This window comes from Streptomyces globisporus, assembly GCF_003501885.1.
Lineage (GTDB): Bacteria > Actinomycetota > Actinomycetes > Streptomycetales > Streptomycetaceae > Streptomyces > Streptomyces globisporus_D.
In genome coordinates this window covers 1-14145 of record NZ_QWFA01000218.1, presented here as the reverse complement: position 1 = coordinate 14145, position 14145 = coordinate 1, and the positions used below count along the sequence as shown (strand labels likewise).

Genomic DNA, 14145 nt, shown 5'->3' with positions numbered 1-14145 from the left:
TCGACCACGGTCCCGTCCGTCGCGATCTTCTCCCCGGGGCGGACGACGAAGCGGTCCCCGACGACGAGCGTGCCGGCCGGGACGCGTACCTCCCTGCCTCCCCTCAGTACGGCGACGTCCTTCGCGCCCAGGTGCGTCAGCGCCCGCAGCGCCGCGCCGGACTTCCGCTTCGCACGGGCTTCCAGATAGCGGCCCAGCAGGATGAACGTGATGACACCGGCCGCCACCTCCAGGTAGATCGTCGAGGTGGCGTCGGCGCGCGAGACGGTGAAGTCGAAGCCGTGGCGCATACCGGGCATGCCCGCATCACCGAGGAACAGGGCCCACAGCGACCAGCCGAACGCGGCGAGCGTGCCGAGCGAGACCAGCGTGTCCATCGTCGCCGCGCCGTGCTTCGCGTTGGTCCAGGCGGCACGGTGGAACGGCAGGCCGCCCCAGACGACGACGGGCGAGGCGAGGGTGAGGCTCAGCCACTGCCAGAAGTCGAACTGGAGCGCCGGGATCATGGCGAGCAGGACGACGGGGGTGGCGAGCGCGGCGGAGACGACGAGACGCCGCCGAAGCGCGGCGAGGGAGGCCTCCTGCTCGACTTCGACGTCCCGGGCGACGGGGTCGGGGGCGGGTTCCGAAGCGGATTCCGGCGTGAACTCCGAGGTGGGCTCCGACGTGAACTCCGGCGCGGGTTCCGGGGCGGCCTCAGCGGCGGGTTCAGGGGGCGGAACAGGTGGCTGGGCGACGGGGCGGGCCGTGTAGCCGGTCTTCTCGACCATGGCGACGAGGTCCCCCAGCTTCAGGCCCTCCCCGAAGGTGACGCGGGCCTTCTCGGTCGCGTAGTTCACCGTGGCGGTGACGCCGTCCATCCGGTTGAGCTTCTTCTCGACGCGGGCGGCACACGAGGCGCAGGTCATCCCGCCGATCATGAGCTCGGCCTCGGAGGCGTCGGCGGCCGGGAAGTCGGCTGCTGCTGTGCTGGCCATGTCCGGAACTCCTGGAAAACGCAGATCGGGCCGTACCCCACCAGTATCGACTGGTGCGGCCGGCCCGACGGCGGACGGGTGGTACGGCGGAGGGCCGGTGCTCAGGCGGCCGGGCCGAGAAGTTCGTAACCGGCCTCGTCCACGGCGGCACGGACGGCGTCCTCTGCCAGCGGGGCCTTGGACGTCACGGTGACCAGGCCGGTGGAGGCGACGGCGGAGACCGAGGTGACGCCCGCGATCCCGGAGATCTCCTCCGACACGGCCCCCTCGCAGTGGCCGCAGGTCATGCCCTTGACCTGGTACACGGTGGTGACCGAGTCGGACTGCTCGATCTGCACGTCGGCCGCGCCGTCGTGGCAGGAGCCGGTGGGCGAGCAGCAGGAACCGGTGGACGGCGTGGTGTCGGTCTCGGCGGTCATGACGTTCTCCTCTTCGCGAACACGTTTCGGGCGGCACGGCGGGGCGCGTGGGGCCGCAGAGGCCCCCGTGGCGTCCCCCCCTCACCCATACTATACCCCTAGGGGGGATCAATGTGCTCCGTCGGCGCCGGACACGACGCGTCGTCGCCGACCAGGGGATCCAGATAGCGGAACATCACCGTCTTCAGCTCCTGGATGTAGGCGGCGCGGTCCTCGCCCTCGTTGGCCATGATCAGGTCCAGTCCGGCCTTGAAGACCATGAAGGCCATCTCGGCGATGCGGTGGATCTGGGGGGCGGGCATGTCCGGGAGGTAGTCGGCAAGCACCGATTCCACCCGCGTCAGCATCGTGGCGTGCAGCGTGTCGTGTGCCTCGGTGATCTGTCCGGGGATCTCCGAGCCGTGCATCAGGACGAAGAACGCCGGGTTCTCGCAGTTGAAGGCGATCAGCGGGTCGAGGACGGCGTCCAGCATCCGGTCGAGCGGCAGTTCTGTGTGACTCTGGGCGAAGGCGGCGCCGTAGGTGTCCCGCCAGCGGTCCAGCAGCCGGTCGCCGAGCTCGACGGCGATGGCCTCCTTGTTCGGGAAGAACTGGTAGAGCGTGCCCGGTGAGACCCCGGCCTCGCGGGCGATGGCGTTGGTGCTGGACGCGGTGTAGCCGCTGGTGCAGAAGACGTCGGCGGCTGCTCGGAGCAGCTGGGCGATCCGGGCCTCGCCGCGGGCCTGGCGGCGTCGGCGGGGGCGGGTGGAGTCCGGCGCCTCGTCGGCGGTGTCCCCGGTGGCCCCGGTGGCGGCTTCGACGGCGGCCTCGGCGGCGGTCTTGTTGGCTTTGGCCTCCGGCACGGTCNATTGACAAACGCGAGTGGTCGCTCGCATTCTGGAGAAACGCGAGCGACTACTCGTGTTTGCCACGATAAACGGCAACGACCGACCCATGCTGCCCTGCGCTGCTCGGGTCTCGGTGAAGGGGACACCGCACCATGCCCGAAGTCAACCGTTCCGCGCCGCCCCCGGTCGGCGGCTGGACCCGGTTCGTCACCGCCCGGCCACGGCTCGCGCTGCTGGCCGCGCTGGTGATCACCGCACTCGCCGTGTTCGCCGGGAGCGGGGTGGCGGACCGGATGGGCAGCGGCGGCTGGCAGGCCCCCGACGCCGAGTCGACGTACGCGACGGAGGTGCTGGCCCGGGAGTTCCCCGCCTCCCAGCCCAATCTGCTCCTGCTGGTGGACAGCGGCTCCGCGGGCGTCGACGATGAGGCGATCATCGCCGCCCGGATCGGGGGCGACGAGAAGACCGCGGGGGAGACCCTCGACCGGCTGGCCCCGGCCTTCGCGGGGGAGCGGGGGCCGGTGACGGTCTCCCTCGGCGGGCCCGTCGCCGTGCAGCACGAGATGCAGACGATCATCCAGGAGGATCTGCTGCGGGCCGAGCTGATCGCCCTGCCGGTGACGCTCGTCCTGCTGGTCATGGTCTTCGGCAGCGCCGTCGCCGCGATGCTGCCGCTCGCTGTCGGCATCGTCGCCATCCTCGGCACCAACGCCGTGCTGAGAGGGCTGACGGAGTTCACCGACGTCTCGGTCTTCGCGATGAACCTCACCACGGCCCTCGGCCTCGGACTCGCCATCGACTACGCCCTGTTCATCGTCCGCCGCTTCCGCGAGGAGCTGGCGACCGGTGCGGACACCCGGACGGCGGTGGGCACGACGCTGCGGACCGCCGGGCGTACGGTGCTGTTCTCCGCGCTGACCGTGGCGGTGTCCCTGTCGGCCATGCTCGTCTTCCCGCAGTACTTCCTGCGGTCCTTCGCCTACGCCGGGATCGCCGTGGTCCTCCTGGCCGCCGCTGCCGCACTGATCCTGCTGCCCGCTGCGCTCATGCTGCTCGGTCCCCGGGTCAACTCGCTGGACCTGCGCCGGCTCCTCCGCCGCCGGAAGAAGGCCACGACCGCCGGGGCGGACCCGGCGGGTGCTGCGGCCGGAGGCCCGGGGGCGGGTTCCGGCGGTGGCGCCGACGCGTCGCCCGGCCGGGGCTGGGCGTGGCTGGGTGCGCTGGTGATGCGCAGGGCACCTGTCTTCGCCATCGTCACGACCGCAGGGCTCCTGCTCCTCGGACTGCCGTTCCTCGGGGTGAAGTTCGGCACGGCGGACGACCGCCAGCTGCCGGCCTCCGCGGAGTCCCGGGTCGTCCAGGAACACATCCGCGACGGGTTCCCCGGCAGCCCCGGCGGCGGCCTGGAGGTGCTGGCCGAGGGGCAGGGTTCCCGGGCCGACCACGCGGAGCTGAAGACGCGGATCGAGGAGCTCCCCGGCGTCCTGCGGGTCGAAGGACCGGTCGCCGACGGCCCCGCCGCCTACTACAGCGTGCTGCCGAAGGGCGAAGCCGTCAGCGAGGAGACCCAGCAGCTCGTACGGGACCTGAGGGCCGTGCCCTCCGCCTCCTCCCTCGACATCTCGGTCACGGGCACGGCGGCGGTCCTCGTCGACTCCAAGGACGCCATAGCCGACCGGCTGCCCTGGGCCCTGGCCATCATCGTCGTCGTGACGCTGCTCCTGGTCTTCCTGCTCACCGGCAGCGTGCTCATCCCCCTCCAGGCGGTCGTGCTCAACGCCCTCAGTCTGACCGCGATGTTCGGAGCGGTGGTCTGGGTCTTCCAGGACGGCAATCTCTCCGGACTGCTCGCCTTCACCAGTACGGGTGACATCGAGACGACGCTGCCCGTTCTGATGTTCTGCGTGGCCTTCGGACTCTCCATGGACTACGGGGTCTTCCTGATATCCCGGATCAAGGAGGAGTACGACCGCACCGGCGACCACGAGTACTCCGTCACCTTCGGGCTCCGGCACACCGGCGGGCTGATCACCGCGGCCGCCGTGATCCTCGCGGTCGTCATGGTCGCCATCGGCACCTCACGGGTCACCAACACCAAGATGCTGGGGCTCGGCATCGCCCTCGCGGTCCTGATGGACGCCATGGTGGTGCGCAGCCTGCTGGTCCCCGCGGTGATGAAGCTGATGGGCCGCTCCACCTGGTGGGCCCCCGCGCCCCTGCGGGCCTTCCACCGAAGGTTCGGCCTGAGCGAAGGGGAGGCCGCCCCGGCCGTCGCTCCCGCCGCCGCTGTGCCGGACCCGGAACCGACGGTGGAGGCCGAGGGGACAGCGGGCGCGAGGAGGGATATCGGCGAGCCGGCGCGACGCTGAGATCCACGGGAAAAGCCGTCCGGAAAGAGCTCTCGGGGGAGCTGGGAATGCCCTCCAGGCGCGACAGGACAGGTCCGTCCGCCGCCGAACGGGTGGCGGGCGGGGGGCCGGCTCCTCGGCCCGCCAGGGAGGCCCCACAGGCCCGTGCATGACATCGCAGAACCCATGCTGACCTGGGCTTTCGCTCGCATCGAGCATAAAATTTCCACAACGGAAAAGGGGGCCCGGATGGACCGGAACGTCCGCACGACGGATGACGTATTGGCTTTGATGGACGGGCTGTTCGCCCCGGAAGCGGATCGGTGGACGGCCGACGGAGCGTCCTGGTGGGACGCGTTTTACGCGGACCGTTCACGTCAGGTGCCGTTCTTCGCGGACAAGCCCGACGAGAACCTCGACGCCCACCTCCGCGAAGGGCGGATCGCCCCGGGGCGCGCGCTCGAACTCGGCTGTGGGCCCGGCCGCAACGCGCTCCACCTGGCCGAGCTCGGCTTCGACGTCGACGCGGTCGACCTCTCCCCGGCGGCGCTGGCCTGGGCCCGGGAGCGGGCCGAGAAGACGGGGGCCGGGTCCGTCCGGTTCCACCATGGTGACGTGTTCGCCCTGACGGCGGCAGGGGCCGCTCTGGCCGGCCCCTACGACCTGATCTACGACTCGGGCTGCTTCCACCATCTGCCTCCCCACCGGCGGATCAGCTATCTCGCCCTCCTGGAGCGCTGCCTCGCGCCCGGCGGCCACTTCGTCCTCACCTGCTTCGCCGCCGGAGAGGGCGGGATGGGCTCGGAACTGCCCGACGCCGAGCTCTATCTGACGGGCAGTCTGCACGGCGGACTCGCCTACACGGACGACGAGCTGCGCCGCGTCTTCTCCGGGTTGACGGAGATCGACATGCGCCGGATGAACGACGAGGCGCCCGAATCCCCGCTTTTCGGGGAGTCGTTCCTCTGGACGGCCCTCTTCCGCAGGGCCGGCAGCCAGGGGTAGCGGGGCGTCAGCGCCCCCGGTTGCGGGGGCGCGAGGCGACCCAGGCGCGGACGGTGTCTCCGTACCAGTACGGCTTCCCGTTCCTCACCTGGTCGGGCGGGGGCAGGAGGCCGTGCTTGCGATAGGAGCGGACGGTGTCCGGCTGGACATGGATGTGCGCGGCAATGTCCTTGTAGGACCAGAGCGTTCTGTCCGTCATCGGTGACACCTCTCTGTACTTCCCGAGCCGACGATCGCTCAGCCTGTGCTCGGTTGAACGACCCCGGGCTGCAGGCGGGGTGGGGCTGTCGACCGGCTGTGACAGAAAGCCCGCGTAACGGAGATATGTGTGCCGAAACGGTTACTGCTGTGACAGAAAGGATGAAGCGCGGCTGGTGGTGGCGGGGCGGCGGTGAGGGGCGCGGCCGCTGTCAGACCCGGGTGCCACGATGAAAGGCATGAGCACTGCCGAACGCCCGATGCCCCCGCTGGACGCCGACGAACGTACCACCCTGGAGAGTTGGCTCGACTTCTACCGCGCCACCCTCGCCCAGAAATGCGCCGACCTGCCGGAGGAGGGCCTGCGTGAGGCGTCGGCGGCGCCGTCGCCGATCACCCTGCTCGGACTGCTCCAGCATCTGGCCGAGGTCGAGCGGAACTGGTTCCGCCGGGTGCTCGCGCAGGAGGACGCCCCGCCGTTCTTCGCCCCTCCGGTCGGCGGCGGGGACGGGAGCCAGGGCCGCTAGGGCGGCTGGGAGCTCGCCGAGGACGCCACCCATGCGCAGGCGCTCGCGCGGTGGGAGGGGGAAGTGGCGGCGGCCCGGAAGAACTGTGCGGCGCGGGCGCTCGACGACACCAGCCCGTTCATGGGCGCGCGGGTCACGCTGCGCTGGATCTACACGCACATGATCGGCGAGTACGCACGGCACTGCGGCCACGCCGATCTCATCCGCGAACGCGTGGACGGACGTACGGGAGTCTGACCCGCTGCCGGATTCCGGGTCCCGGGCCCGCGGGGCGGAGCCCGGACCCGTCGCCCAGGGCCTCGGGCTCAGAGGGGTGAGCCGGGACGTCCGCAGGAGCGGAGGAACTCCCGGGTGCGGCGCGCGATGGGGAGCGGCTTGTCCGGCGGGCAGGGGTACATGTCCTGCTCCACGATCGCGAACAGGTCGACGTCCAGGGCGCGCGCCGCGTCAAGCACCGGTTCCAGGGCGGGGACCCCACCGGGCGGCTCGCACATCACGCCCCGGGCCACCGCCGGGCCGAACGGCACCTCGTCCGCCACCACGGCCGCCAGGATCTCCGGGTCGACCTGCTTGAGATGGAGGTAGCCGATGCGCTCGCCGTACGTCTCGATGAGCTTGACGCTGTCGCCGCCGCAGTAGGCGTAGTGCCCGGTGTCCAGGCAGAGCGAGACGAGGTCCGGATCGGTGGCGTCGAGGAAGCGGTTGACGTTCTCCTCGGTGTCGATGTGGGTGTCGGCGTGCGGGTGGACGACGATCCGCAGGCCGAACCGCTCCCGGACCTCCCGGCCCAACCGCTCCGTCTGCGCGGTCAGATCGCGCCATTGCGCGGCGGTGAGCGTGCGGTCCTCCAGCACCTCGCCCGTCTTGTCGTCGCGCCAGAAAGAGGGGATGACGACCAGGTGTTCGGCGCCCATGGCCCGGGTCAGCGCGGCGATGTCCGCGACATGCGCCCAGGTCCGGTCCCAGACGTCCGGGCCGTGGTGCAATCCGGTGAAGACGGTTCCGGCGGAGACCGTGAGCCCCCGGCCGCGCGTCTCGTCGGCCAACCGGGCCGGATCGGTGGGCAGATAGCCGTACGGGCCGAGCTCGATCCACGCGTAGCCGGCCTCGGCCACCTCGTCGAGGAAGCGTTGCCAGGGCACCTGCTGCGGATCGTCGGGGAACCACACGCCCCAGGAGTCGGGGGCCGAGCCGATACGGATGCGGGCCGAGGAGGGGACGGAGGGGGTCATAACGGCCAGCCTCCTGGCCCGCGCGGAAGAGTGTCAAGGGTTCGTCCGAATGTCCGGACAAAATGTTGACAGGGTTCCGGGCGGAGGGCTAGACCTGGGACCAGCCGGCCACCGGTGGGGCGAACCGGCGGCGCGATCCGTGGTGCGAAGGGATGGGCATGCCTGAGCCGTACGACGTGATCACCATGGGGCGGATCGGGGTGGACCTCTACCCGTTGGAGGTCGGGGCGCCGCTCGCCCGGGTCGAGACGTTCGGCAAGTTCCTCGGTGGTTCCCCGGCGAACGTCGCTGTGGCGGCGGCCCGGCAGGGGCGGCGCACGGCCGTCATCACCCGGACGGGGCAGGACCCCTTCGGCGCCTACCTCCACCAGGAACTGGAACGGTTCGGCGTCGACCCCCGCTGGGCGACAGCCGTCGCGGAGTATCCGACCCCGGTCACCTTCTGCGAGATCTTCCCGCCGGACGACTTCCCGCTCTACTTCTACCGTCGGCCCAAGGCCCCCGATCTGGAGATCCACGCGCCGGACCTCGACCTGGACGCCGTGCGCGACGCCAGGATCTTCTGGATGACGGGCACCGGACTCAGCGCCGAGCCGAGCCGGTCCGCCACGCTGGCCGCCCTCCGCGCCCGTAGCGAGAGCGCGGAGCGGGCCGGCCGTCCGGGCACCTCACGGCGTTCGGCGACCGTGTTCGACCTCGACTGGCGGCCCATGTTCTGGGACGGGGGCGACGACAGCTCCGAGGCGCCCGCCCGGTACCGCGAAGCGCTGGCCCATGCCACGGTCGCCGTCGGCAACGTCGACGAGTGCGCCATCGCGACCGGCGAACGCGAACCGTACGCTGCGGCCCGGGCCCTGCTCGCGGCCGGGGTGGAGCTCGCCGTCGTCAAGCAGGGGCCGAAGGGCGTGCTCGCCGTGCACCGCGACGGCACCACCGCCGACTGCCCGCCGCTCCCGGTCGAGGTGGTCAACGGCCTCGGCGCCGGGGACGCGTTCGGGGGCGCGCTCTGCCACGGGCTGCTCGCCGGATGGCCGCTGGACCGCATCGTGCGGTACGCGAACGCGGCCGGCGCCATCGTCGCCTCCCGGCTGGCCTGCTCGTCCGCGATGCCGTTCCCGGACGAGGTCGAGGAGGCCCTCGCGACGGGTGAAGTGACGGCGGACCTCGCGACGCGGACTGCCTCGGGCGATGCGGCCGATCCGGAGACTCCGGCCGCCCCGGGCGCCGGGACTGCCCCTGCGGCTGCTCCAGCCGCGCCCGCCGCCCCTCCCGCCCGACCCGACGCGCGCACGGACCCCCGGACCGGAGCGGGCTCATGACGCCGATCGCGCCCTCCCTCTCCGCGCTCGTCCGGCTGCGCGCCGAGCGGCCCGAAGCCGTCGCCGAGGCCGCGGCGCGACGGACGAGGCGGCGGCTGATCCGGCACCCCGGTGACCGGTTGATGATCATCGCGGCCGACCACCCCGCGCGCGGCGCCCTCGCCGTGGGGGACCGGTCCCTCGCCATGGCCAACCGCTTCGAGCTGCTGGAGCGGCTCTGTCTCGCCCTCTCCCGCCCCGGGGTCGACGGGGTGCTCGCATCGGCCGACGTCCTGGACGACCTCCTCCTGCTCGGGGCCCTGGAGGACAAGGTCGTCATGGGGTCGATGAACCGGGGCGGTCTCGCGGGCGCGGCCTTCGAGCTCGACGACCGGTTCACCGGCTACCGCCCCGACGACCTGGTCCGGCAGGGGTTCGACGCGGGGAAGCTGCTCCTGCGCATCGACCACGACGACCCCGGTTCGCTGGACACCCTGCACACCGCCGCCCGGACCATCGACGCGATGGCCGCCCACCGGCTGCCCGTCTTCGTCGAACCGTTCCTCTGCCGCCGCGTCGACGGCCGCCTCCGCAACGACCTCGGCGCCGCTGCCGTGGCGACCTCCATCGCCATCGCGTCGGGCCTCGCCGGGACGTCCGCGTACACCTGGCTGAAGGTGCCCGTCACCGACGACCCCGACGCCATGGGCCGGGCGATGGAGGCCTCCACGCTGCCCGCCGTCCTGCTCGGCGGCGAGGTCGGCGACGACCAGGACGCCGCGTACGGGAAGTGGCGCGACGCGCTGCGGCTGCCCACGGTGCGGGGGCTGGTCGTGGGACGCTCGCTGCTCTACCCGGTCGACGGGGACGTGAGGCTCGCCGTCGACACCGCCGTATCGCTGCTCCGGCCGGGTAGGGAAGGGCCATGACGACGGATCACCCCGACCAGGGACAGCACCGGGACCAGAACGGGGGCCGGGAACCGCGCCGGTTCCATCTCCCGTCCGGCAGCGCCGCGCGCGGGGCGTACGCCGTCGACATCGATCCCGAGAGCGCCGGCTGGGACCGCTCGGCCCTGCGGGTGCTGGAGCTGGAGCCGGGCGGTGTTCACACGCTCGTCACCGGAGACAGCGAATGGATCGTCCTGCCGTTGGCCGGTGGCTGTACGGTGCGTATCGCAGGTGAGACCTTTGAACTGCGGGGCCGGGAGAGTGTGTTCAGCGGGGTCTCCGACTTCGCCTACGTACCGCGCGACGCCCACGCACAGATCGCCTCCGGCGCAGGAGGCCGCTTCGCCCTGGCAGGAGCGAAGTGCGAGCGACGACTCCCCGCTCGCTACGGCCCCGCGCCGGAGGTACCCGTCGAGCTGCGCGGCTCCGGGACCTGCTCCCGCCAGGTGAACAACTTCGCCGCCGCCGACACCTTCGACTGCGACCGGCTGATCGCCGTCGAGGTCCTCACCCCCGGCGGCAACTGGTCCTCCTACCCGCCCCACAAACACGACGAGCACGTGCCGGGCGAGGAGTGCGAACTGGAGGAGATCTACTACTTCGAGGTGCAGGACGGCGGGCTCGGCTACCACCGGGTCTCCCCGTCGCGCGACGGCGGTACGGACGTCCTCGCCGAAGTCCGGGGCGGTGACGTGGTCCTCATCCCCGACGGCTGGCACGGTCCGTCCATCGCCCCGCCCGGCCGGACGCTGTACTACCTCAATGTGATGGCCGGGCCGGGGGAGGAGCGCGCCTGGCTGATCCGCGACCATCCCGACCACCGGTGGATCCGCGACACCTGGCCAGACCAGTCGATCGACGCCAGACTCCCGCTCTACACGGCGCATCCGTCGCCCGGCCCGGAGGTAACGCCTTGAGCCCGACGAGTCCCGCGAGCCCGAAGAAGCACCGCCCCGCCCCCACCCGCCGTCTGACCACCGCTCAGGCCCTGGTCGCCTTCCTGGCCCGGCAGTACACCGAGCGCGACGGCCGCCGGCAGCGGCTGATCAGCGCCACCTGGGGCCTCTTCGGCCACGGCAACGTCGCGGGCATCGGTCAGGCGCTCGTGGAGGCGGGCCACGGAGGGAACGGCACCGCGCACCGCATGCCGTACCTCCAGGGCCGTAACGAACAGGCCATGGTGCACGCGGCAGTCGGGTACGCCCGCCAGTCGGGGCGGCTCTCCGCACACGCGGTGACCACGTCCATCGGGCCGGGGGCCACCAACCTCGTCACCGGGGCCGCCCTCGCCACGATCAACCGGCTGCCCGTCCTGCTCCTGCCCGGCGACACCTTCGCGACCCGGCCCGCCGACCCCGTACTGCAACAGCTCGAAGTGCCGTACGCCGGCGATGTGTCCGTCAACGACTGTCTACGGCCGGTCTCGCGCTACTTCGACCGGATCACCCGGCCGGAGGCGCTGATTCCGGCCGCCCTCCAGGCGATGCGGGTCCTCGCCGACCCCGCCGAGACCGGGGCCGTCACGCTCGCGCTGCCGCAGGACGTGCAGGCGGAGGCGTACGACTGGCCGGAGGAGTTCTTCGCCGAGCGCGACTGGCACATCCGCCGGCCCGCGCCCGACACGTACGAGCTGGAGACGGCGGTACGGGCGATCCGCTCCGCCCGCCGCCCCCTGATCGTCGCGGGCGGCGGGGTCCGGCACAGTGCCGCCGAGGAGACGCTCGCCGCGTTCACCGCCGCGACCCGCATCCCGGCCGCCTCCACGCAGGCGGGCAAGGGCGCGCTCCGCCACGACCACCCGGCCGACGTCGGCGGCATCGGCCACACCGGCACCGCCACCGCGAATGAGCTGGCCCGCACCGCCGACCTGGTCATCGGCGTCGGCACCCGCTTCTCCGACTTCACCACCGCTTCCGGCACCCTCTTCGCCGACCCGGCCGTTCGCTTCCTCCACCTCAACATCACCGCCTTCGACGCCCACAAGCTGGCCGCCCTGCCCCTGGTCGCCGACGCCCGCGCCGGTCTGGAGGCGCTCACGGCGGCCCTCGCCGGACGCGGATACCGGGTCGATCCGGCGTACGAGACGGAGTACACCGGCGCGAAGGAGGCGTGGGAGGAACGGGTCGAGGCCTCCTTCGCCACCCCCGACCCCGCCGCGCGCCCCACCCAGACCCAGGTCCTCGGCCTCCTGGACGACCTCGTCACCGAGGACGACATCCTCATCAACGCCGCCGGCTCCCTCCCCGGCGACCTGCACAAACTCTGGCGGACCCGCTCCCGCGACCAGTACCACGTGGAGTACGGCTACTCCTGCATGGGCTACGAGATCCCGGCGGCGATCGGCGTCCTGCTCGCCACCGGAGCCCGCAGCCGGGAGCGCCGCCCGGTCTGGGCCCTGGTCGGCGACGGCACGTATCTGATGAACCCCACCGAGATCGTCACCGCCGTCCAGGAGAACCTGCCCCTGAAGCTGCTGATCCTCCAGAACCACGGGTACGCCTCCATCGGCGGCCTCTCCGAGTCGGTCGGCGCCGAGCGCTTCGGCACCGCCTACCGCCACCGCGACCCCGACGGGGGTTTCACCGGCCCGCCGCTCCCCGTCGACCTGGCCGCCAACGCGGCCTCCCTCGGCCTGCGGGTCCTGCGCGCCACCACCGTCGACGACCTGCGCAAAGCCCTCTCCGAGGCCCGCGACGCGGAGGGCCCCACTTGTGTCTACGTCGAGACCGAAACGCCCGACACAGTGTCGGGCCCCCCTCCGGCGCAGGCGTGGTGGGATGTTCCGGTAGCCGAAACCGCGAGCCGACCGGCGGCGGTGAAGGCCCGGGAGGAGTACGACCGCCAGGTCGCCGCCCGACGCCGCCACCTGTGAGACCAGCCCCCGCGCCTGCCCGAAGCCTGAAGGAGTACGTCATGACGAAGACCGTCAACCACTGGATCGGCGGCAAGACAGTGGAGGGCACGTCGGGCCAGTACGGTCCCGTCACCGACCCGGCCACCGGCGCGGTCACCACGCAGGTCGCGCTGGCCTCCGTGGAGGAGGTCGACGCGGCCGTGGCGGCGGCGAAGGCCGCGTACGCGACCTGGGGCACCTCCTCGCTCGCCCAGCGCACCGCCGTCCTCTTCCGCTACCGCGCGCTGCTCGACGCCCACCGCGACGACATCGCCGCGCTGATCACCGCCGAGCACGGCAAGGTGCACTCGGACGCGCTGGGCGAGGTGGCCCGGGGTCTGGAGATCGTCGAGCTGGCGTGCGGGATCACCACGCAGCTCAAGGGCGAGCTGTCCACCCAGGTCTCCAACCGGGTCGACGTATCGTCCATCCGCCAGTCGCTGGGCGTGGTCGCGGGCATCACCCCGTTCAACTTCCCGGCCATGGTGCCGATGTGGATGTTCCCGCTGGCCATCGCCTGCGGCAACACGTTCGTGCTGAAGCCGAGCGAGAAGGACCCGTCGGCCGCCAATCTGCTGGCCGAGCTGGCGGCCGAGGCGGGCCTTCCGGACGGTGTCCTCAACGTCCTGCACGGTGACAAGATCGCGGTGCGTCCTGCACGCGGCCGCCGACGCGGCGGTCTCGGCGGCGTACGGCTCCGCCGGTGAGCGCTGCATGGCGATCTCCGCGGTCGTCGCGGTCGGCGCGATCGGCGACGAGCTGGTCACCAAGATCCGCGAGCGCGCCGAGAAGATCAAGATCGGCCCCGGCAACGACCCGACCTCCGAGATGGGCCCCCTGATCACCGCCGCCCACCGCGACAAGGTCGCGTCGTACGTCACGGGCGCCGCCGCCCAGGGCGCCGAGGTCGTCCTCGACGGCACGGGCCACACGGTCGAGGGCTTCGAGGACGGCCACTGGATCGGCCTGTCCCTCCTGGACAAGGTCTCCACCGACTCCGACGCCTACAAGGACGAGATCTTCGGCCCGGTCCTGTGCGTGCTCCGTGTGGAGTCGTACGAGGACGGCGTCGCCCTCATGAACGCCTCGCCGTTCGGCAACGGCACCGCGATCTTCACCCGCGACGGCGGTGCGGCCGTCCGCTTCCAGCTGGAGATCGAGGCGGGCATGGTCGGCGTCAACGTGCCGATCCCGGTCCCGGTGGGCTACCACTCCTTCGGTGGCTGGAAGGATTCGCTCTTCGGCGACCACCACATCTACGGCAACGACGGCGTGCACTTCTACACCCGCGGCAAGGTCACCACCACCCGCTGGCCCGACCCTGCCGACGCCCCGGCCGGTGTCGACCTCGGCTTCCCGCGCAACCACTGACCGACGCACCCCCCGGCCGCGCCCGGGCCTCCGGCGAAATCCGGATGCCCGGGCGCTGTCGTGTCCCGCATCCTGGGGCGTATGAACACCCCGCCCGTCC

General features: G+C 71.9%; 11 protein-coding genes and 2 pseudogenes. 8 read left to right on the top strand and 5 right to left on the bottom strand.

Annotated features, from left to right (window positions below; genetic code table 11):
- The 3 genes from D3105_RS29410 to D3105_RS29400 all read right to left on the bottom strand — a co-directional run.
- On the bottom strand, positions 1-977 hold a 977-nt coding region (locus D3105_RS29410), incomplete at its 3' end, for a cation transporter (protein ID WP_133305721.1).
- A gap of 101 nt (positions 978-1078) precedes the next feature.
- Positions 1079-1396: a heavy-metal-associated domain-containing protein gene (locus tag D3105_RS29405; RefSeq protein WP_118905974.1), complete on the bottom strand. Its 318-nt coding sequence runs from the start codon at positions 1394-1396 to the stop codon at positions 1079-1081.
- 98 nt (positions 1397-1494) lie between these two features.
- Entirely contained in the window at positions 1495-2238 is a 744-nt protein-coding gene (locus tag D3105_RS29400) for a TetR/AcrR family transcriptional regulator (protein WP_118905973.1), read from the bottom strand.
- A gap of 137 nt (positions 2239-2375) precedes the next feature.
- Between D3105_RS29400 and D3105_RS29395 the strand changes: the two genes are divergently transcribed.
- Entirely contained in the window at positions 2376-4592 is a 2217-nt protein-coding gene (locus D3105_RS29395) for an MMPL family transporter (RefSeq protein WP_118905972.1), read from the top strand.
- 228 nt (positions 4593-4820) lie between these two features.
- Positions 4821-5576, top strand: a complete 756-nt coding sequence (locus D3105_RS29390; RefSeq protein ID WP_118905971.1) for a class I SAM-dependent methyltransferase — start codon at positions 4821-4823, stop codon at positions 5574-5576.
- 7 nt (positions 5577-5583) lie between these two features.
- Here D3105_RS29390 and D3105_RS29385 read toward each other — a convergent pair whose 3' ends face one another.
- Positions 5584-5775, bottom strand: a complete 192-nt coding sequence (locus D3105_RS29385) for a helix-turn-helix transcriptional regulator (protein ID WP_118905970.1) — start codon at positions 5773-5775, stop codon at positions 5584-5586.
- A 238-nt stretch (positions 5776-6013) separates the two neighbouring features.
- On the opposite strand from D3105_RS29385, the pseudogene D3105_RS29380 reads away from it, so the two are divergent.
- Positions 6014-6538 (top strand): annotated as a pseudogene (locus D3105_RS29380) (DinB family protein).
- 68 nt (positions 6539-6606) lie between these two features.
- On the opposite strand, the gene D3105_RS29375 reads toward D3105_RS29380, so the two are convergent.
- Entirely contained in the window at positions 6607-7533 is a 927-nt protein-coding gene (locus D3105_RS29375) for a sugar phosphate isomerase/epimerase family protein (protein ID WP_118905969.1), read from the bottom strand.
- A gap of 158 nt (positions 7534-7691) precedes the next feature.
- Between D3105_RS29375 and iolC the strand changes: the two genes are divergently transcribed.
- The 5 genes and pseudogenes from iolC (at position 7692) to D3105_RS29350 (ending at position 14045) form a co-directional block, all read left to right on the top strand.
- Positions 7692-8852 (top strand): 5-dehydro-2-deoxygluconokinase, encoded by a 1161-nt coding sequence (gene iolC, locus D3105_RS29370; protein ID WP_118905968.1) that lies wholly within the window; start codon positions 7692-7694, stop codon positions 8850-8852.
- Positions 8849-9760: a Cgl0159 family (beta/alpha)8-fold protein gene (locus D3105_RS29365; protein WP_118905967.1), complete on the top strand. Its 912-nt coding sequence runs from the start codon at positions 8849-8851 to the stop codon at positions 9758-9760. The genes iolC and D3105_RS29365 overlap by 4 nt, the downstream gene beginning before the upstream one ends.
- On the top strand, positions 9757-10698 hold the full coding sequence (gene iolB / locus D3105_RS29360; RefSeq protein ID WP_118905966.1) for a 5-deoxy-glucuronate isomerase: 942 nt from the start codon (positions 9757-9759) through the stop codon (positions 10696-10698). The genes D3105_RS29365 and iolB overlap by 4 nt, the downstream gene beginning before the upstream one ends.
- The gene (iolD, locus tag D3105_RS29355; protein ID WP_118905965.1) at positions 10695-12653 is read left to right on the top strand and encodes a 3D-(3,5/4)-trihydroxycyclohexane-1,2-dione acylhydrolase (decyclizing); all 1959 of its coding nucleotides are present in this window, start codon (positions 10695-10697) and stop codon (positions 12651-12653) included. Before iolB ends, iolD begins: the two co-directional genes overlap by 4 nt.
- Positions 12654-12694: 41 nt before the next feature.
- Positions 12695-14045 (top strand): annotated as a pseudogene (locus tag D3105_RS29350) (aldehyde dehydrogenase family protein).
- Positions 14046-14145 lie beyond the last annotated feature (100 nt).